The sequence below is a fragment of the Roseateles sp. FW301-B2 genome (genome assembly GCF_058788955.1).
On record NZ_JBYTBE010000006.1, the window covers coordinates 161,177 to 178,730 of the forward strand.

The window sequence follows — 17,554 nt, forward strand, 5'->3', positions numbered from 1 at the left end:
CATCGTTGCCTGTTGTGTGGACAGTTGGGCGCTGTGCGCCGCGGCCCGGCGCGGCCAAGCGGCGAGCCAGCCCCGTTTTCGGCCCCAAAGCCTAGTGGTTTGCACTTGCTTGGGGCCACCGGGCCGGCCTTGGGCATGGCCTTTGCAAAGACAAGCCTACCTGGCCGCGCACAGGCCATGACAACAAGTTGGAGACAGGCATGACCAGCACCCACACCACGGCTGCGCCCGCTTAGCGCCCGCTTAACGCTCGCTTCAGGCGCGCGCCAGCCCCGCATCCCCATCCGCCCATTTGCGCCGGCCGCGCGCCGCCGGCTGGGTGGACTCGCCCTCAAAAAAGTTCAGACCACAAAACGGAGACCTCATGACCCTTCAGCATCAACGCATCAGCCGCCTCTGCCTGGCCCTGGCCGCAGCCTTTGCCGCCCCCGCGATGGCACAACAGACCGCGCCCGCGGCCAGCGGCAAGCCCGCCGACGAGGCCAAGAGCGAGGTGACGACGCTGGAGACGGTGACCGTCACCGCGCGCCGCCGCGAAGAAAGCCTGCGCGACGTGCCGGTGGCCGTGACCGCCATGACCGAGAAGGCCCTGGAGACCCTGGGCGTGAAGGACCTCGGCGACCTGCAGGGCCAGGTGCCCAACCTCACCGTCTATGCCGCGCGCGGCAGCAACACCACCGTCACCAGCTTCATCCGCGGCGTCGGCCAGGCCGATCCGCTGTGGGGCGTGGACCCGGGCGTGGGCATCTACTTCGATGATGTCTATGTGGCACGGCCCCAGGGCGGCCTGCTGGACGTGTTCGATGTGCAGCGCGTGGAAGTGCTGCGCGGGCCGCAGGGCACGCTGTACGGCAAGAACACCATTGGCGGCGCCATCAAGTACGTGTCGCGCCCGCTCGGCAAGGACACCGAGGGCGCGCTGAGCTTTGCCTTCGGCAACTATGGCCAGATCAATCTCAAGGCCGCCGCCGGCGCGGCCAGCGCCGATGGGCAGTTGCGCGGCCGCGTGGCCCTGGCCAGCCTGAACCACGATGGCTATGGCCACAACCTGGTGGACGGCAGCGCCGTCAGCAACCAGAAGACCAACGCCGGCCGCGCCAGCTTCGGCTTCTTCCCCACCGGCATGCCCTTCAATGTGCTGTTCAGCATCGACCGCACGCGCGACGACTCGAACATGCGCGGCTTCCAGCGCATGGCGGTGAACAACACCTGGGACCCGCTCAAGACGCCGGTGCCGACCAGCCGCTACGACATCACCAGCGGCATGGCCAACGCCAACTTCACCCATGGCGGTGGCCAGTCGCTCACCGCCACCTGGAATGTCTCGGACGCCTGGACCGCCAAGTTCATCAGCGCCTACCGCAGCGGCGACACCGCCACCGGCATCGACTTCGACGGCCTGCCCAACAAGATCGCCGACGTGCGCGCCAGCTATTCGGACAGCCAGCGCAGCAACGAGCTGCAGTTCACCTACGACGCCGGCGGCACGCAGTCGGGCGTGTTCGGCCTCTACCAGTTCGATGGCAAGGCCGGCGGCACGGTGCTGAACGCCTTCCTGGCGGACACCATCTTCCGTTCCTTCGGCAACACCAACGGCAAGGTCTACACCAAGAGCACGGCCGTCTACGGCGACTGGAACTGGCGCCTGACGCCCGACCTGGGCCTGACCGCCGGCCTGCGCCTCACCGAGGAGAGCAAGCGCGCAGTGGTGCTCAACCAGGGCTTCTCCGACGGTACCTACACCAAGGTGGTGGCCACCGCGGCCGATTTCGACAAGACGCGCAAGGTGCACAACACCGCGCCCAAGCTGTCGATGGACTACAAGTTCAGCAGTACCACCAATCTGTACGCCACCGCCTCGCGCGGCTTCAAGTCCGGCGGCTACAACGTGCGCGCCAACCAGGCCAACCCGCTCACGCTCAAGCCCTTCGAGGACGAGACCCTCGATTCCTTCGAGCTGGGTTCCAAGATGGTGCTGGACGGCGGCCGGCTGGAGCTGAATGCGGCGGCCTTCCACAACAAGTACAAGAACGTGCAGCTCTCGGTGTTCAGCACCGTGGTCATCAATGGCGCGCCCACCTTCCTGGGCGACTTCACCAACGCCGGCAAGGCCACCGTGCAGGGCGCCGAGCTCGAGTTCGTCTGGCGCCCCAGCTCGGCCTGGACCGTCAGCGGCAACCTCGCCGCCCTGCATGCCAAGTACGACGAGTACATGGACAAGGGCGTCAACGTGGCCAAGGACAAGAAGTTCTCCAATGCGCCCAAGTTCCAGGGCGGCCTGAACCTCGAGCACCTGAGCCAGCCGGCCTTCGGCGGCCTGCTGCGCGCGCGCGTCGGCCTGAGCTATCGCACCAAGGTCTACCCCACCACCGATCTGAGCGAGATCATTGCGCAGGACGCCTACTCGCTGCTGTCCGCCGGCCTGATCTGGGAGCGCAGCAAGAACCTCAGCTTCTCGCTGCAGGGCAGCAACCTCACCGACAAGGCCTACCGCACCGATGGCTACAACATCCCGGCCCTGGGCATCCTGAGCGGCTATTACGGCGCGCCGCGCACCGTCACGCTGGGCGTGCAGATGAAGTTCTGAGGCGGCCATGTACCTGCAGCGTTACTACCGCAGTGACGACGGGCTGCGGCTGTTCGCGCGCGACTACCCGGGCCCCGGCCCGGGCGCGCCCTGCGTGTTGTGCCTGCCCGGGCTGACACGCAACAGCCGCGACTTCGATCGCCTGGCCCTGGCCCTGAGCGCGCGTTACCGCGTGATCTGCCCGGACCAGCGCGGCCGCGGTCACTCGCAGCGCGACCCCGACCCCGCACGCTACCGGCCCGACCGCTATGCGGCCGACATGTTCACCCTGCTCGACCTGCTCGGGCTGGCCGAATGCAGCGTGGTCGGCACCTCGCTGGGCGGGCTGATGGCCATCATCATGGCCGCGCTGCAGCCGGCGCGCTTGCGCGCCGTGGTGCTCAACGATGTCGGGCCCGAGCTCGACCCGCGCGGCGTGGCGCGCATCCAGGCCTATATGGGCGAGCCGGCCGAGGCCGGCGGGCTGGAGCAGGCGGTGGCGCGGCTGCAGCGCATCAACGACGGCAACTTCCCCGACTTCGGCCCGGCCGACTGGCTGGACATGGTGATGGCCACGCATGTGATGGAGGGCCTGGTGGCCGTGCCCGACTACGACCCGGCGATCGCGCAGGGGGTCAACTCGGGCAGCGCCGCGCCCACGCTGTGGCCGCTGTTCGACGCCATCCGGGGCAAGCCGGCGCTGGTGCTGCGCGGCGATCGCTCGGACATCCTCTCGGCCGCCACCGTGGCGGCGATGTGCGCGCGCCTGCCCGAGCTGCAGGCGGTGGAGATCGCCGGCCGCGGCCACGCGCCGACGCTGGACGAGCCGGCCGCGCGCGAGGCCATCCAGGCCTTGCTGGCACGTGCCTATGCCTAGGCCGGGCTGAGCGCCACCGGCACGCCGCTCAACACGGCGTTGCCGGAGAGCGGGTCGCGCGCCGCATCGTCCAGCAGCGCATTCAGGTTCACGCCCGGGCGCTCCCGGGCGAGCCCCAGCTGCGCGCCTGGCAGGTCATGGCCCCAGCCATGCGGCAGGCTCACCACGCCGGCCATCATTTCGGCGCTCAGCTCGACGCGCGCGAGCAGCTCGCCGGTGGCGGTGCGCAGCCGGCCCTGGCCGCCGTCGACCAGGCCCAGGCGCGCGGCGTCCGCGGGGTTCACCAGCAGGGTGCAGCGCTCCGGGCCCTTGGCCAGCACCGGCAGGTTGTGCATCCAGCTATTGCCCGAGCGGGTGTCGCGCCGGCCGATCAGCAGCAGGCCGGTGGCTGCGCTTTGCTGCGCGTCCAGCGCCGCGTCCACATGACCCAGGTCGGCCAGCAGGGCGGGCGGCGCCAGCTCGATGCGGCCCGAGGGCGTGCGCAGCAGTTCGGGGATGCGTGGCTTTAGCTCGCCCAGGTCCAGCCCGCAGGGGGCGGCCTTGACCTTGGCCAGGCTGATGCCGTCGGGCTTGAGGCCGAAGCGGTCGCCATAGGGGCCGCTGCGCAGCGCCAGATCGATCAGGCGCTCGGGGCCGCGCTGCGGCGCCAGCGCCGCCAGCACCGCGCCCGCGTGCTCGCCCGCAAGGCGCTGCACATCGGCCGCGACATTGGCGTCGTCGAGCGCGCCGACGTCGCCGCGCCAATCCCTCTCCTCGACCATCGCGGCCAGGCGCAGCAGGGTCTCCCATTCCTCCGGCTGACCGGCGGGGCGCGCGAACACGGGCCCCGAGAAGCGCGCGTGGTTGCGCCAGCTGAGCTGGGGGAAGGCCATGTCGTAATGCAGATCCTCCAGCGGCGAGAGGCCGGGCAGGATCACGTCGGCATGGCGGCTGGTCTCGTTCAGGTAGATGTCCAGGCTCAGCATGAACTCGAGCGCATCCAGCGCCTTGGCGATGCGCGGGCCGTTCGGCGCCGACAGCACCGGGTTGCTGGCCAGGGTGATGAGCGCGCGCACCTGGCCGGCGCCGGGCGTCTCGATTTCCTCGGCCAGGCAGGTGATGGGCAGTTCGCCGAACACCTCGGGCGCGCCGCTCACGCGGCTGCGGCGCCGGCCGGTGCTGATGCTCTTGCCGATGCCCGGCTTGCCCTGGGTGTTGGACGCGAAGGCGGCGGCCTTGGGAAACATCGCGCCGCCCTCGGCATCCAGGTGCCCGGTGAGGATGTTGAGCAGATCGATCAGCCAACTGTTGAGCGTGCCGAAGCGCTGCGTGCAGGTACCGATGCGGCCGTAGATGGAGGCGCGCGGCGTGCTCGCTAGCGCGCGCGCCAGGCGGCGCTGCTCGGCCGCGGCAATGCCGCAGCCGGCCGCCATGCGTTCGGGCGCATAGGTGCTGGCGGCGGCGCGCAACTCGTCCAGGCCGTTGACATGCGCGGCCAGCTGCTTGAGCTCTACCAGACCCTCGTCGAACAGGGTGTGCAGCATGCCCAGCAGCAGGAACGCGTCGCCGCCGGGCTTGATCGGCAGGTGCTCGTCGGCCGCCGCGGCGGTCTCGCTGCGGCGCGGATCGATCACGATGATGCGGCCGCCGCGGGCGCGCATCGCTTTGGCCTTGCCGCGGTAGTCGGGCACGGTCCAGAGGCTGCCGTTGCTGATCATGGGGTTGGCGCCCAGGATGATGAGCAGATCGCTGCGCGGCAGGTCGGGCACCGGGATCGAGAGCCAGTGGCCGTACATCAGGCCGCTGCTGAGCTGCTTGGGCATCTGGTCCAGCGTCGAGGCCGAGAACACATTGCGCGTGCCCAGCGCACGCACCAGGCGCGGGAAGTAGGCCAGCAGGCTGATCTTGTGTGCCGAGGGGTTGCCCGCCGTGGCGGCCACCGCGTCGGGCCCATGCGCGCGCAGGATGGGCAGCAGGCGCGCCTCCACCTCGGCCAGGGCCTCGTCCCAGCTGGCCGGCACGAAGCGGCCGTCGCGCTTGATCAGCGGCTGGCGCAGCCGGTCGGGGTCCTCGTGCAGATCCTTCAGCGACACGCCCTTGGGGCAGAGGTAGCCGGCGCTGAAGGCATCGCCCTCGGCGCCGCGGATCGCGATGACCTTGTCACCCTCGCTGCGTATCTCCAGCCCGCAGCAGGCTTCGCACAGGGGGCAGATGCGGTAGTGGGTTTGTTCGGCCATGCGCTCGTCTCCGGTTGGTCGGCCGATTGTGAGACGAGGCCGGTTTGCCCGGGGTCAAGTTGGCGACACGGGTGTTCCCTGATGGAAGACGATCTGCCAGCCGCGCGGCTGGCGCTTCCAGACCGAGGCGCGCAGGCTCAGCTGGCCCATGCGCAGCGAGCGGTAGCGCACCAGGGCGAGGTTCTCGGCCAGCGCCTCGGCGCTGAACTCGCTCACCTCGCGCTGCACCACCGGCCATCGGGGCATCACCTCCAGCAGCTGGGCCTTGGTCCAGATGCGGCCGGCGCTGCCATGCTCGACGAACTCGTCGGCAATCAGCTGCTCCAGCCGTTCGGGGCCCGGATGGTGGCCCACCAGGGCGAGTTCCTGTTCAAGGGCAAACAAGGTGTATTGCATGGTCAGAACGGGTCGAAGTTGATCTGGTGCTGACGCAGCTGATCAAGCATCAGCGTCTTCCAGGGCCCCGACGGGGTCCAGATGCGCGCGACCTGTTCATAGGCCTGGCGCGGCTCGGCCTTCTCCACAACCGTGCGGTAGAGAAAGCTCAGCGTGCTGGCGCGCATATTCACCTGGCAGTGCACCAGCACCTTGCGGCCCTTGAGGGCGCCCAGCTGGGCCGCGAAGGTCTCGAAATCGCGCGCGCTGGGTGCGTCGAAGCGCACCGGGATGTTGATGAAGACCAGGCCCTGGCGCGCCACGATCAGCGGCTCCTCGCGCACCGCATCGCCGACGGTGGGTGGCGCCAGATAGATCACCGCATCAAAGCCCTGCGCGCCCAGCGTGGCCAGCCAATCCGCCGAGGGCTGGCCCGAGGTCACCAGCTGTTCGCTCAGCGCCACCAGATTGGGCGGTGCCGGCGGCGCCGCATGCGCAGCCGCGCTCAACAGCAGGGGCAGGGAGAGCAGCAGGCGGATGCCGGCTGCCAGGCGGTTCTTCATGGCGGACTCCAGGGATCGGAGCCGATGGTAAGCAGCGCCTGCGCCGATGCCAAAAGTCTGGTCTGGCTACCGCCCTTACATCTGCTTGAACAGGTGGGCGTAACTTTCGGCCACCAGCAGCACGTCGGTGCTGTCCTTCAGCCTGACCTGCAGACGGCCGCGGAAGTCGCGCGTTACGCCGGCGATCGCGGCCGCGTTCACCAGGGTGGAGCGATGGATCTGCCAGAACTGCTGGGCGTCCAGCTCCTCCACCAGCTCCTTCAGCGGCTTGCGTATCAGCGCCTCGCCCTCGCGGATCGCGACGCGCGTGTACTTGTTGTCGGACTGGAAGTACAGCACCTCGTCCACGGTGATGAGCTTGAGGGTCTGGCCCACCGAGGCGTTGATCCAGCGCAGCGGCTGGCGCGGCGTCTCCAGCAGCCGGGGCGCGGCGGCCAGGCGGTCCAGCACCGCGCTCAGGTCCGCCAGCGGCTGCGCCAGGCGCTGCTTGAGGCGGTTGATGGCGGTGAACAGGCGCGCCGCCTGCAGGGGCTTGAGCAGGTAATCAACGGCGCCCTCGTCAAAGGCCTGCACCGCGTACTGGTCGTAGGCGGTGACGAACACCACATGGCTGCGCGCGCCCACCTGGCGGGCCACCTCGATGCCGGTCAGGCCGGGCATCTGGATGTCCAGGAACATCAGGTCGGGCTTGTGCAGCTCCAGCAGGCGCAGGGCCTCGATGCCGTCGCCGGCCTCGGCGACGATGCTGAGCTCGGGCCAGAGCCGGCCGAGCTGCTCGACCAGCTCATGGCGCAAGGTGTCTTCGTCTTCCGCCACGATGGCGGTGGGGGCACTGCTGTTCATGGGTGCAGCTCGAGGCTGAAAAGGGTGTGGTCGGCGCTGCTGCTGCAGGCCAGGCGGGTCTGGGTATCGGTGGTGCTTTGCAGGCGCTGCTGCAGGCCGGCGATCTCGGCGGCGTCGCCGCACAGGCCGGGGCGGCCGAAGCGCAGGCCGACGCGCCAGCCCGGCGAGTTCAGTTCCGCGCGCAGCTCGCAGGGGCCGGGCGCGCCCTCGCTGAGCGCCAGCGCACGTTGCAGCAGCGGCAGCAGCACCATCGGCGGCACCGCCAGCTGCCCCAGCTCGGCCGGCCAGTCGCGCCGCAGCCCGGGCGATGCCGGGCCCAGGCGCACCGCCAGATAACTCTCCAGCAGCTCGGCCTCGGCCTCGAGGCTGCTGCCCGATTCGCGCAGGCGCGGCAGGGCCACGCGTAAATGGCGTATCAGCTGCTCCATGCGCAGGGCCGCGCCGGCCGCACCGCGCGCATAGTCCTGCTCGATGCCGACCAGGGTGTCGAACAGGAATTGCGGGTCGACCTGGGCCTGCAGCGTGGCCAGGCGCGCCGCCATGGCCTTGCGCTTAAGCACCGTCTGCTCCTGCAGGCTGCCCTGCATCGCCAGCTCCAGCGCCTGCTGGCCCCGGTTCATCTCGTGCAGGGCCACCACCAGGCCGGCGCAGAGGCTGGCGAACAGCGCATCGCCCAGCACGCCGGTCCAGTGCCAGCGGTCGTAGGGCGGCTTGCCCTCCTTCTTCATCATCAGCGCCATCGCGTCGGGCCAGGCCAGCCACTGCAGCAGCCACTGCAGCAGCAGCAGCGCCAGGCCCGCGCCCAGCAGCAGGGCGGCGGCCAGGCGCCAGGGCCGGGCCGGATGCTGCGCGTCGCTGCGGTCCACCGGTAGCCAGATGAGGGCGATCACCAGCACCAGCACCAGCGGCGAGATCAGCTGGCCCAGCAGGGCCAGCGGCCAGCCCGGCTGGTCCAGCACATAGATCAGCGAGCTGGAATCCAGCACGCCGAACAGCAGGCCGATCAGCAGCCAGCCGGCCAGCTCGCGCGCGTGCAGGCTGCGCCAGGACTGCCAGACATGGGCCGTCAGGCCGCTCACGCGAGCGCCTCCGCGGGCTCGGCCGCCGCCAGCGCCAGCAGCGGCAGGTGCAGCCGCGCCAGCACGCCGCGCGGGCTGGCGGCCTCCAGTTCGAGGCGGGCGGCGTCGCCGAACATGGCTTGCAGGCGCGCGCGCGTATTGGCCAGGCCGACGCCGCTGCCGGCGCTGGCGCTGAAGCCATGGCCGTTGTCCTGGACCTCGATCACCAGGCCCTGCGCGCCGCCCTGTACCTCGCGCCGTGCGGCGCGGATGCAGATCTCGCCGCCCTCGGGCAAGGGGCCCAGCCCATGCTTGATGGCGTTCTCCACCAGGGTGGCCAGCACCATCGGCGGCAGCACGACGGACTGCAGCGCCTCGGGCACCTCGATGCGAAAGCGCAGCCGCGGGCCCATGCGCATCTGCAGGATGCTGAGGTAGTTGCGCACCAGGGCCAGCTCCTCGCCCAGGCTGGACTGGCTGCGGCGCATGCCGGGCAGGGCCGAGCGCAGATAGGCGATCAAATGGCCCAGCATGTCGCGGCCGCGCTCGGGCGTGGTCTCGTACAGGCGCTTCACGTTCGCCAGCGTGTTGAAGAGGAAATGCGGCTCGATCTGCGCGTTCAGCGCCGACACCTGGGCCTCGACCTGGCGTATCTGCAGGCGTTCGCTCTGCAGCCTGGCCTCGGCCAGGGCCTGGCGGCTGAGGTTGGCGCGCTGCGATTTCAGGAACAGCGCATAGCCCAGCCCGCCCAGCGCGCTCCACAGCAGCAGCAGGCTGAAGAACCAGCTCCATTCGAACTTGACGCGCGCCGGGTCCAGCCAGTAGGCCACGCGGTTGCGCAGCACGGCGCCCAGGGCCGCGCCCAGCAGCACCGCGCCAGCGCGCAGCAGGCGCTTGGCGGATTCCGTGCGCAGCGGCCAGCGCGCCAGCCAGGCCTCGGCACAGCCGATCAGCAAGAGCAGCACAAAGCCCGAGATCAGGGTCTGGCGCGTGTAGCTCAGCCAGCCCATCAGCCATTTGTGCAGATCGCTGTAGCCGACGTACCAGGTCAGCACGCGCGAGCCGGCGAACAGCACGCACAGGCCCACCATGGCCGCCAGCACGCGCAGGTTGAAGACCGCACGGAAGGCGGCAGCGGGACTGCTGGGGATGGAGGGCATGGCAGCGATTCTGCCGCCGCCGCCAGGCCGGGGCGAGCGCCTTGCGACCGACGCCGCCATGCGGCGACGAAATCGGGTTGAGGAGGCGGGCCACGGCATACTGGCCACCAGGAGTGAAATTCATGCGACTTGAAATTGCCCCGGGCGTGCGCCTTTTTGTCGATGTGCAGGGCCCCGGCCTGCTGCCGGATGGCCCGCTGATGCGCGAGCTGCCGACGCTGATCTGCATGCATGGCGGGCCCGGCTTCGACCATTCGGCCTTCAAGCCCGGCTTCGGCGCGCTCGCCGATGTGGCCCAGATCATCTATTACGACCACCGCGGCCATGGCCGCAGCGACCCGCGCCCGCGCAGCGAATGGACGCTGGACACCTGGGCCGACGACGTGGTGCGCTTGTCGGACGCGCTGGGCCTGGTCAAGCCCATCGTGCTGGGGCAGAGCTTCGGCGGCTTCGTGGCCCAGCATTACCTGGCACGCCACCCCGGCCATGCGTCCAAGGTGGTGCTCTCCAGCACCTCGCACCATATGGGCCTGGCGCGCAAGCTGGCGGTATTCGAGCGCCGTGGCGGGCCGGTGGCGCGTGAGCTGGCGCGCGCCTTCTGGAGCACGCCCAATGCCGACACCTGGGCCGCCTACTGGGCCGGCTGCCGCAAGCTCTACAACACGCGTGATCCGATCGACCCCGATGCCGGCGCGCGCGTGCTGCTCAACACCGACATCCTGCTGCACTTCGCGGCCGGCGAAATGCAGGGCCTGGACCTGCGGCCGGGCCTGGCGCGCGCGCAATGCCCGGTGCTGGTGATGGTGGGCGAGGACGACCCGGTCTGCCCGCTGGAAGACGCGCTGGAGATCGCCGCCGCGCTGCCGCCGCAGTGGATGCAGCTGGCGCGCTTCCCCGGCGTGGGCCACGGCGCCTGGCGCGACGATCCCGACGCGGCCTACCCGGTGCTGCGCCGCTTCATCCAGGGTTGAGACGGCGTCAGTCCACGCTCTTCATCAGGTGCGCCACCTGGGTCTTGAACTCGGGCGATTCGCGCAGCTTGCCCTGCAGGCGCCAGACCTCGCGCGCCGTCTGCGCGTGCTTGGCGAAGAAGGGCTTGGAGAAGATCGTGTAATAGGGCTTCTCGGCCAGCGGCGGGTTGACGCGCTCCAGCTTGCCGGCCAGCGCGGCCGAGGCGGCCAGCGAGTTCTCGGCCTCGGTGGTCTGCAGCGCCGCGGCGATGTAGCGGCCCGCGGCCACGCGCTGCAGCAGTTCGTCGGCGGTGGGTGAGCTGTCCTCGACCTTGGCGCCCAGCTCCTTGAGCTGGCCGACGATGGAGAAGCCGGTCTGTGCGCCCACCGTGCCGTTCGCGACCAGCTTCTGGCCGTCCCAGCTCAGTGCCCCGCCCTTGACGCGGTAGAGCGCATAGGTGGCGCGGTACATGCGCTTGGTGGCGTCGGGCTCGCCGTCGAGCTTGAGCGGGTAATGCGCGTACTCGGCGCGCTCCTTGTTGTAGCTGGCGTTCATGGCCGCATCCACGCTGCCGGCCTTGAGCTCGGCCAGGCATTGCTTCCAGGGCATCGCCGCCAGCTTGATGGGCACGCCCAGCTGCTTCTCCAGCAGCGGCATCATGATCTGGCTGTAGCCCGGCTTGGCCTTCAGCAGCCAGGGAAAGGCGTCTTCGTTCTCATGGCAGACGCTGATCTTCTCGGGATTGGCTTGCGCGCAGGCGCCGGTGGTGGCGAGCGCCAGCAGGCCCGCGAGGGCCAGGGTGGGGTGGAACTGCATGGGGCGGACCTTTCGAGTTCCGGCGGGCGGAATGGATGCTCCCGCCTCTGGCCGTGAGGCCATGCTAGGCAGGCCGGCGCCGCGGCACAAGCCCCGCGGTCTCAGTCCTGCAGAAACTGTTTGTCCTGCAGCAAACGGCGCAGCTCGGCGGAGTCGGCGCGGAACTGCTCGGGGTCGTACTTGACCCGGCTGGTGTAGAACTCGGCCAGCGAGCGGATGCCATGTTCCTCGATCAGGGCGCGCAGGCGCGGCACCGCCATATAGCGCTCCCAGCCCTTGCGCTCGCGCTCGGCGTAGATGGCATCGAGCCCGGCGGCATCGGGGCGGCGGTAGACCTCGTCGTGCAGCAGGGCCGTCAGCGGCAGGCGGTCGCGTTTGGGCGGGTCCTCCGCCGCATAGCCCACCACCAGGCTGGTGACGGGCAGGCAGGTCTCGGGCAGCTCCAGCAGCTCGGCAATGCCCCGCATCGCGTGCAGGGTGGTGCCCATGTAGCAGATGCCCAGGCCGCGCGCCTCGAAACCCAGGGCCAGGTTTTGCGCCAGGATGATGGCGTCGAAGGCGGCCACGTGGTAGCCGATCAGGTTGTTGAAGTTGTCGCGCGCGCCGCGTGCCTTGAGCCAGCTGCGCGTGCGCCACCAGTCGGCGCACAGCGTCACTACCAGCGGCGCCTGCAGCACCATCTCCTGCTCCGCATGCAGAGCGTAGAGCTTGCGCTTGCGCTCGACGTCGCGCGTCAGCACGATGGACACGCTGTTCAGGTTGCCCGATGAGGAAGCGCCGGCCACCGCGTCGGCGGCCACCGCCTCGATCAGCTCGGGCGCGATCGCATCGGGCTTGTAGCTGCGGATGGAGCGGTGCTGGTTCAGCAGTTCGGACAGGGTGTGCATGCGGCGCGGCTCAGCTGGCAAGCAGGGCCTTCAGCTCGCGCTCCAGCAGGCTGGCCTCGCCGAGGTTGACCTCGATGAGCCGGCGCAGATGGGTGATGCTCTCGATGTCGATGCTGCGGCACAGCAGGCCGGCGTGATCGCCGTCCACATGCGCCACCTCGGCCGCCATGGTGATGCGGCTGTCCTCGCCGTCCAGCTCCACCTTCAGCAGGCAGGGCGTGCCGGTGGCCACCGCGCCGGGGCGCGGTAGCTGCAGCAGCGCACCCTTGAGCGAGATGTCGAGCAGCTTGACGGGCAGGCGGTCTTCGGTGGTGGTGAGCTGCGCCGGCGCGTCGAAGGCGACGCGGGCGAAGTGGCGGCGTTCTTGGGTCATCGCAAGCTCCTGAGCGTGATCGATGCTAGCACTCAGCCCGGGCTGCGGCGGGCGTACAGGCTGCCCAGCAACATGGCGCCCGCCATGCCCCAGAACAGCGGCGTCACGCCCAGCGCCGCGCCGAGCGCGCCGAAGGCCAGCGGCATCACCGTCTGGCTGGTGTTGATGAGGGTGGTGCGCAGCCCCAGGGCCTCGGCGGCACGGCCGGCGGGCGCGGCCTGGTGCAGCAGGGTCAGCACCATGGGCTGCGGGCCGCCCAGGCCCAGGCCCAGCACAAAGGTCAGCAGCATCAGCATGCCCACGCTCCGGGTGAAGGGCATGGCCACATAGGCCAGGCCGGCGGTCAGCAGCGAGGCTGCCAGCAGCGGCCAGGGCTGCAGGCGCTGGGCGATGAAGGGCATGGCCAGGCGCACCACGAAGGTGGCGGCCGCGAAGGCGCCCATCACGATGCCGATCTGCGAGGCGCTCAGGCCGATCTGCGAGCCATAGACCGGGATCGCGAAGTTGTAGATGTCCCAGGCCACCGTGAGGATGGCCATGGCGACGAAGAGCCGGCGCAGCGGCGCATCGCGCAGCAGCTCGAACACATGGCCGGCGCGCTTGGCCTGCGGGCTCTGGTGGCGCTGGTGGGCGGGCAGCAGGCCGGCGGCCAGCGCCGTCACCGGCAGCACCGTGAACAACGCCAGGATCAGGAAGGCGGCGCGGTAGCCCAGCGCGTCGATCGACAGGCCGGTGAGCATGGGCGCCACAAAGGTCGAGGTGGAGAAACCCAGCGCCACATAGCTGAAGTTCACCGGCCGCTCCTCGGGCAGGCTCATCTCGCCCACCGCGTGATAGGCCGCCACATTGATCAGCATGAAGGCCAGGCCCACCAGCACCGCCGTCAGGTAGAGCGTGGCCAGGCCCGGCAGGGCGAAGCTCAGCAGGGTGCCCAGGCCGACGCCGGCGGAGCCCAGCAGCATCGGCCGGTTCGGGCCGTCGCGGTCGATCCAGCGCCCCACGCTCACCGACAGCAGCGCCGGCAGCAGGGCATAGGTGGCCATCAGGCTGCCGACGATCAGCGGCGTGGCACCCAGCTTGATGGCGAACAGCGCCACGGCGATGCGGCTGCCACTGAAGGCCACATGGTTCAGCACCAGCAGGATGACGATGAGGGGGAGCGGCCGCACCGGCCCCATTCTAGGGAGCTAGGGCCTGTTAACACTACGTTTGCACGATGCGTTGCCACCAGAAAGGCCGTGAACTAGGCGCAAACCGAAGCCGGGGTCACTTCCCCGGCGAGGCTTTGCAACGACGTGCACGGTTTTTCTGGTGGCAACCCGAAGGGAACGGGACTGGCAGGGCCCATCTCGTCGTTGAACTCCTTGCCCAGGCAGCCAGCCTGGGCAGCGTCGTCCGCCTAGACCTGGGCCCTGCCGGCCCCGTTCGCACGGGCAAACGTAGTGTTAACAGGCCCTAGAGCGTGATGTCGGCCCAGATCGTGCTGACCTCGATGGCCTGGCGCAGGCGCTCGGGCGCCACCGCCTCCAGCCCCATCGATTCGAGCAGGTACCAGCAGGCGCGCAGCAGGGCGGCGGTGGCCTGCCGGGCGTCGTCCTCCGGCAACTCGCCCATGCGGCCGGCGCGCGCCAGCCCCTGCTGTTGCTGGCGCATCTGCGAATGCGGCGCGGGCAGGGCGGCCGGCACATGCGCGCGCGCGATGCTGGCCAAGAGGTCCTGCACCTCGGTGCCATGGGTCTCGTCGTTCACCAGCTTGGCCAGATCGCCCAGCAGGGTTTCGGCGGCGGTGGCCAGCAGGCGCGCGGCATGCTCGCTGCCGCCGGTCAGGAAATGGCCGGCCGCCAGATCGACGTATTCCAGCGCCAGCGCGAGCTTGGACAGATCCTGGATCATGGCTTGAGCATGTTGAAGCTTCCTCTCTCGGCAATCCCCTCCCAGGGACTGCGCAGTCTAGGCGCAGCGGCGATCGAATGAACATGAACAATGTCACGCGATGCTGGCTATGCTTGCGGCCCAAGAGAGCGGCTAGCGTTTGCTTACAACTCGGGCGGTCGCCCGGCGCGCCCGCCGACCGCCCTGGGTTAGGGTTTCAACCGAAAGGATCCGACCATGAAGCACAACACCGATCTGCGCCCCTGCGCCAGCGAGCGCCGCGAACTGCTCAGGCAGCTGGGCGGCGGCGCCACCCTGTTGGGCCTGGGCGGCCTGGCCCTGCCCAGCCTGGCGGCCGATGCCGCGCCCAAGCAGGACAACACCTATGACGAGGACTCCATCCTTGCGGCCGCCACCGAGTTCTTCGGCAGCACCACCGAGGGCCTGGCCAAGGTGATCGAGAAGGCCTTCAAGGAGCAGGGGCGGCCGAACGGCTACATCAAGGGCGAGGAAGCCTCCGCCGCGCTGACGGTGGGGGTGCGCTACGGCGATGGGCATTTGATGATGAAGGGCGGCGGCAGCGCGCGCGTCTACTGGGCCGGGCCCTCGATCGGCTTCGACGCCGGCGCGAACGCCTCCAAGGTCTTCACTCTGGTCTACAAACTGCCCAGCGTCTCGGCGATCTACCAGCGCTTCCCGGGCGTGGACGGCAGCCTGTACTACATCGGCGGCGCCGGCATCAATTACCAGCGCAGCAAGGGCATCACGCTGGCGCCGATCCGCCTGGGCGTGGGCCTGCGCGCGGGTGCCAGCGTCGGCTATGTGCATTACCGGCGCGAGAAGTCCTACAACCCCTTCTGAGCTGCCGCAGGGGCAGAGCGCGGCCACAACAATTGAAACCGGCGCCGGGCCGGCCTGATACCGCGCTGAAACCTCCACCCTCGATGCTGCAAGCCTGCCCACCGCATGCCGCGGCGGGCCCGCATCGAGGGTCGAACCATGCTGATGGATCAAGGTCTTTTCGCGCCGCAGTCCGGCGGTCTCGCCATGCAATGTGCGGGCCGGGGCGCGGGGGTGCTGTGCCTGCATTCAAGTGCCGGCGGCTGGCAGCAGTGGCGCAGCCTGATGCAGCAGCTGCAGGGCGAGATGTCGCTGCAGGCCCCGGATCTGCTGGGCCATGGCGCCAGCCCGGCCTGGCCCGTCGATGCGCCGGCAAGCCTGGCCTTCGAGGCCTGCGCGGTGCTGGCCAGCCTGCGCGGCGGCCATGCGCCGCTGGACCTGGTGGGCCATTCCTACGGCGGCGCGCTGGCGCTGCAGATCGCGCTGCAACGGCCGCGCCTGGTGCGCTCGTTGACGCTTTACGAGCCGGTGGCCTTCGGCCTGCTGGACAGCAGCGATCCGGCCTGGCTGGAGATCCGCGGCGTGGCGCGCCAGCTGGACAGCTGCCTGGCGGAAGGCAACACGGTGGCCGCCGCGCAGGGCTTCGTCAACTACTGGCATGGCGGCGATGCCTGGTCCGGCCTGAAACCCTCGCAGCGCGAGCCGCTGGCGCGGCGCATGCCGGTGGTGAGCCGGCATTTCAAGGCGCTCTTCAACGCGCGCTGGAATGCCCAGGTGCTGAGCCAGCTGCGGATGCCGGTGCATCTGATCTGCGGCGGCCGCACGCGGCTGCCGGCGGCACGCGTGGCGACCCTGCTGTCGCGCTGCCTGCCGCAAGTCAGCCTGCAAGTGCTGCCCGAGGCCGGCCATATGGGGCCGCTCACCCATGCCGCGCAAGTGGCCGAGATGATGGCTGCGGCGTTGCTGCAGGGCCAGCCCTGCGCGCTGGCTGCTTAGAGCGTGTTTACGATCCCCTCATAGCGCCCGTTGCCCCGCAAAGGCAGTGGATGCAAGGCGCAAACCGCAGCCGGGTTGGACACCCGGCGAGGATTTGCAACGCCGCAGACGCTGTCTTTGCGGGGCAACCCGAAGGGCAAGGCAGCCCAGGGGCGCACTCGTCGTTGCCCACCTTGGCCAGGCGACGAGCCTGGCCTGCGGCGCGCGCCTAGATTGCGCCCCTGGGCTGCCTTGCGGGCACCATGACGGGATCGTAAACACGCTCTTAGGGCGCGCCTGCCGCGAACCCGGTCTACCCGGCGCGCAGGCAGTTGCCACCCGCACGGCTGGCGGCCTGCTGGGCCGCCTCGGCGCGCGCCAGCAGCTTGAGCGCATCGTCCTCCGCGCCGCGCCAGGCCGTCAGGCCCAGACTCAAGGTGCGCTTGCTCTGCTGCGCCCAGGCGGCGCGGATGCGCTCGCACACCCGGCGCGCGATCGGCAGGTCCACATCGACCAGCAGCAACAGCAGCGCCTCCTGCGCCCGGCCGGCCACCAGGTCGCGCTGACGGCATTGGCCGCGCAGCAGATCGGTCAGGCCTTGCTGGGCGCCGGCATCGGCGTGGCCATCCAGGCTCAGGTTCAGCAGGCAGAGCGCCTGGCCCTGGGTCTGGGCCAGCGCCAGCAGCTCGGGCAGGCGCTGCAGCAGCTCGGCGCGCGTCAGCAGGCCGGCGGCCGCGCTCTGCAGGCTGAGCCGATGGAAATGCTTGTAGTGAGACAGCGCCGCGTCCAGCTCGCCCCTGGCCTCGTGCAAGGCACTCAGGCGTTCGTGCAGCGCGGCGTTGGCCGGCGCGTCGTGCAGGGCGCGCTGCAGCGCGGCAAGTTGCTCCTCATGCTGGGCTTGGGTGGAGGCTGGCATGGCCGGAGGATAGCGCGATACGGCGCGTAGCCGGCCCCCCGGCGTGGCGCAAGCAGGGTAAGTCCCGGCCGGGCGGTAAATCTTGTTTCAGCCAGCCGGCGCTGCATGCCGCGCGCGAGTGGGCACTCACCAGTGCGAACGCCTGTGCGGGCTGCGCCGGCTTGCAGTGACCAGGGTCAAAACCGCGGCGCTAAGATGCCGGCAAGATCGCGAATCTGTTCATACATACAGGTATTTGGAGGCCCCCCGCATGACACCGCCCACCC

General features: G+C 69.8%; 17 protein-coding genes. 5 read left to right on the plus strand and 12 right to left on the minus strand.

What is annotated here, in order from left to right:
• Positions 1 to 364: 364 nt before the first annotated feature.
• Both AC3WQY_RS06670 and AC3WQY_RS06675 read left to right on the plus strand, forming a co-directional pair.
• Positions 365 to 2,587: a TonB-dependent receptor gene (locus tag AC3WQY_RS06670; protein ID WP_492706858.1), complete on the plus strand. Its 2,223-nt coding sequence runs from the start codon at positions 365 to 367 to the stop codon at positions 2,585 to 2,587.
• A 7-nt stretch (positions 2,588 to 2,594) separates the two neighbouring features.
• Complete coding sequence (locus AC3WQY_RS06675) at positions 2,595 to 3,443, plus strand: alpha/beta fold hydrolase (protein WP_492706860.1); 849 nt, start codon at positions 2,595 to 2,597, stop codon at positions 3,441 to 3,443.
• On the opposite strand, the gene AC3WQY_RS06680 is transcribed toward AC3WQY_RS06675, so the two are convergent.
• The 6 genes from AC3WQY_RS06680 to AC3WQY_RS06705 all read right to left on the minus strand — a co-directional run bounded on the left by AC3WQY_RS06680 (position 3,440) and on the right by AC3WQY_RS06705 (position 9,658).
• The gene (locus AC3WQY_RS06680; RefSeq protein WP_492706862.1) at positions 3,440 to 5,659 is read right to left on the minus strand and encodes a molybdopterin-dependent oxidoreductase; all 2,220 of its coding nucleotides are present in this window, start codon (positions 5,657 to 5,659) and stop codon (positions 3,440 to 3,442) included. The two genes, AC3WQY_RS06675 and AC3WQY_RS06680, sit on opposite strands and share 4 nt — an antisense overlap.
• 54 nt (positions 5,660 to 5,713) lie before the next feature.
• Positions 5,714 to 6,055 (minus strand): nuclear transport factor 2 family protein, encoded by a 342-nt coding sequence (locus AC3WQY_RS06685; RefSeq protein ID WP_492706864.1) that lies wholly within the window; start codon positions 6,053 to 6,055, stop codon positions 5,714 to 5,716.
• Positions 6,056 to 6,057: 2 nt separating this feature from the next.
• The gene (locus AC3WQY_RS06690; RefSeq protein WP_492706866.1) at positions 6,058 to 6,597 is read right to left on the minus strand and encodes a protein tyrosine phosphatase family protein; all 540 of its coding nucleotides are present in this window, start codon (positions 6,595 to 6,597) and stop codon (positions 6,058 to 6,060) included.
• Between the two features lie 75 nt (positions 6,598 to 6,672).
• Entirely contained in the window at positions 6,673 to 7,440 is a 768-nt protein-coding gene (locus tag AC3WQY_RS06695) for a LytR/AlgR family response regulator transcription factor (RefSeq protein WP_285233716.1), read from the minus strand.
• Complete coding sequence (locus AC3WQY_RS06700; protein WP_492706868.1) at positions 7,437 to 8,519, minus strand: histidine kinase; 1,083 nt, start codon at positions 8,517 to 8,519, stop codon at positions 7,437 to 7,439. Before AC3WQY_RS06700 ends, AC3WQY_RS06695 begins: the two co-directional genes overlap by 4 nt.
• Positions 8,516 to 9,658, minus strand: a complete 1,143-nt coding sequence (locus AC3WQY_RS06705) for a sensor histidine kinase (protein ID WP_492706870.1) — start codon at positions 9,656 to 9,658, stop codon at positions 8,516 to 8,518. Before AC3WQY_RS06705 ends, AC3WQY_RS06700 begins: the two co-directional genes overlap by 4 nt.
• Before the next feature lie 122 nt (positions 9,659 to 9,780).
• Here AC3WQY_RS06705 and AC3WQY_RS06710 point away from each other — a divergent pair, with 122 nt between their 5' ends.
• Complete coding sequence (locus tag AC3WQY_RS06710; RefSeq protein ID WP_492706872.1) at positions 9,781 to 10,629, plus strand: alpha/beta fold hydrolase; 849 nt, start codon at positions 9,781 to 9,783, stop codon at positions 10,627 to 10,629.
• Positions 10,630 to 10,636: 7 nt separating this feature from the next.
• Here AC3WQY_RS06710 and AC3WQY_RS06715 read toward each other — a convergent pair whose 3' ends face one another.
• The 5 genes from AC3WQY_RS06715 to AC3WQY_RS06735 form a co-directional block, all read right to left on the minus strand.
• A complete protein-coding gene (locus AC3WQY_RS06715) occupies positions 10,637 to 11,425 on the minus strand; it encodes a substrate-binding periplasmic protein (RefSeq protein WP_492706874.1) in 789 nt (262 codons plus the stop codon).
• A 101-nt stretch (positions 11,426 to 11,526) separates the two neighbouring features.
• The gene (locus AC3WQY_RS06720) at positions 11,527 to 12,312 is read right to left on the minus strand and encodes a nitroreductase family protein (RefSeq protein ID WP_492706876.1); all 786 of its coding nucleotides are present in this window, start codon (positions 12,310 to 12,312) and stop codon (positions 11,527 to 11,529) included.
• Between the two features lie 10 nt (positions 12,313 to 12,322).
• Positions 12,323 to 12,685: a PilZ domain-containing protein gene (locus AC3WQY_RS06725; protein WP_285233710.1), complete on the minus strand. Its 363-nt coding sequence runs from the start codon at positions 12,683 to 12,685 to the stop codon at positions 12,323 to 12,325.
• A 32-nt stretch (positions 12,686 to 12,717) separates the two neighbouring features.
• Positions 12,718 to 13,854 carry an MFS transporter gene (locus AC3WQY_RS06730; protein WP_492706878.1) on the minus strand — a complete coding sequence of 379 codons (1,137 nt, stop codon included), beginning with the start codon at positions 13,852 to 13,854 and terminating at the stop codon, positions 12,718 to 12,720.
• Between the two features lie 286 nt (positions 13,855 to 14,140).
• Positions 14,141 to 14,578: a hypothetical protein gene (locus AC3WQY_RS06735; RefSeq protein WP_492706880.1), complete on the minus strand. Its 438-nt coding sequence runs from the start codon at positions 14,576 to 14,578 to the stop codon at positions 14,141 to 14,143.
• A 216-nt stretch (positions 14,579 to 14,794) separates the two neighbouring features.
• Between AC3WQY_RS06735 and AC3WQY_RS06740 the strand changes: the two genes are divergently transcribed.
• A complete protein-coding gene (locus AC3WQY_RS06740) occupies positions 14,795 to 15,418 on the plus strand; it encodes a DUF1134 domain-containing protein (protein WP_492706882.1) in 624 nt (207 codons plus the stop codon).
• A 138-nt stretch (positions 15,419 to 15,556) separates the two neighbouring features.
• On the plus strand, positions 15,557 to 16,393 hold the full coding sequence (locus tag AC3WQY_RS06745; protein ID WP_492706884.1) for an alpha/beta fold hydrolase: 837 nt from the start codon (positions 15,557 to 15,559) through the stop codon (positions 16,391 to 16,393).
• 292 nt (positions 16,394 to 16,685) lie between these two features.
• On the opposite strand, the gene AC3WQY_RS06750 is transcribed toward AC3WQY_RS06745, so the two are convergent.
• Positions 16,686 to 17,288 carry a nucleotidyl cyclase domain-containing protein gene (locus AC3WQY_RS06750; protein WP_492706886.1) on the minus strand — a complete coding sequence of 201 codons (603 nt, stop codon included), beginning with the start codon at positions 17,286 to 17,288 and terminating at the stop codon, positions 16,686 to 16,688.
• Between the last annotated feature and the right edge of the window lie 266 nt (positions 17,289 to 17,554).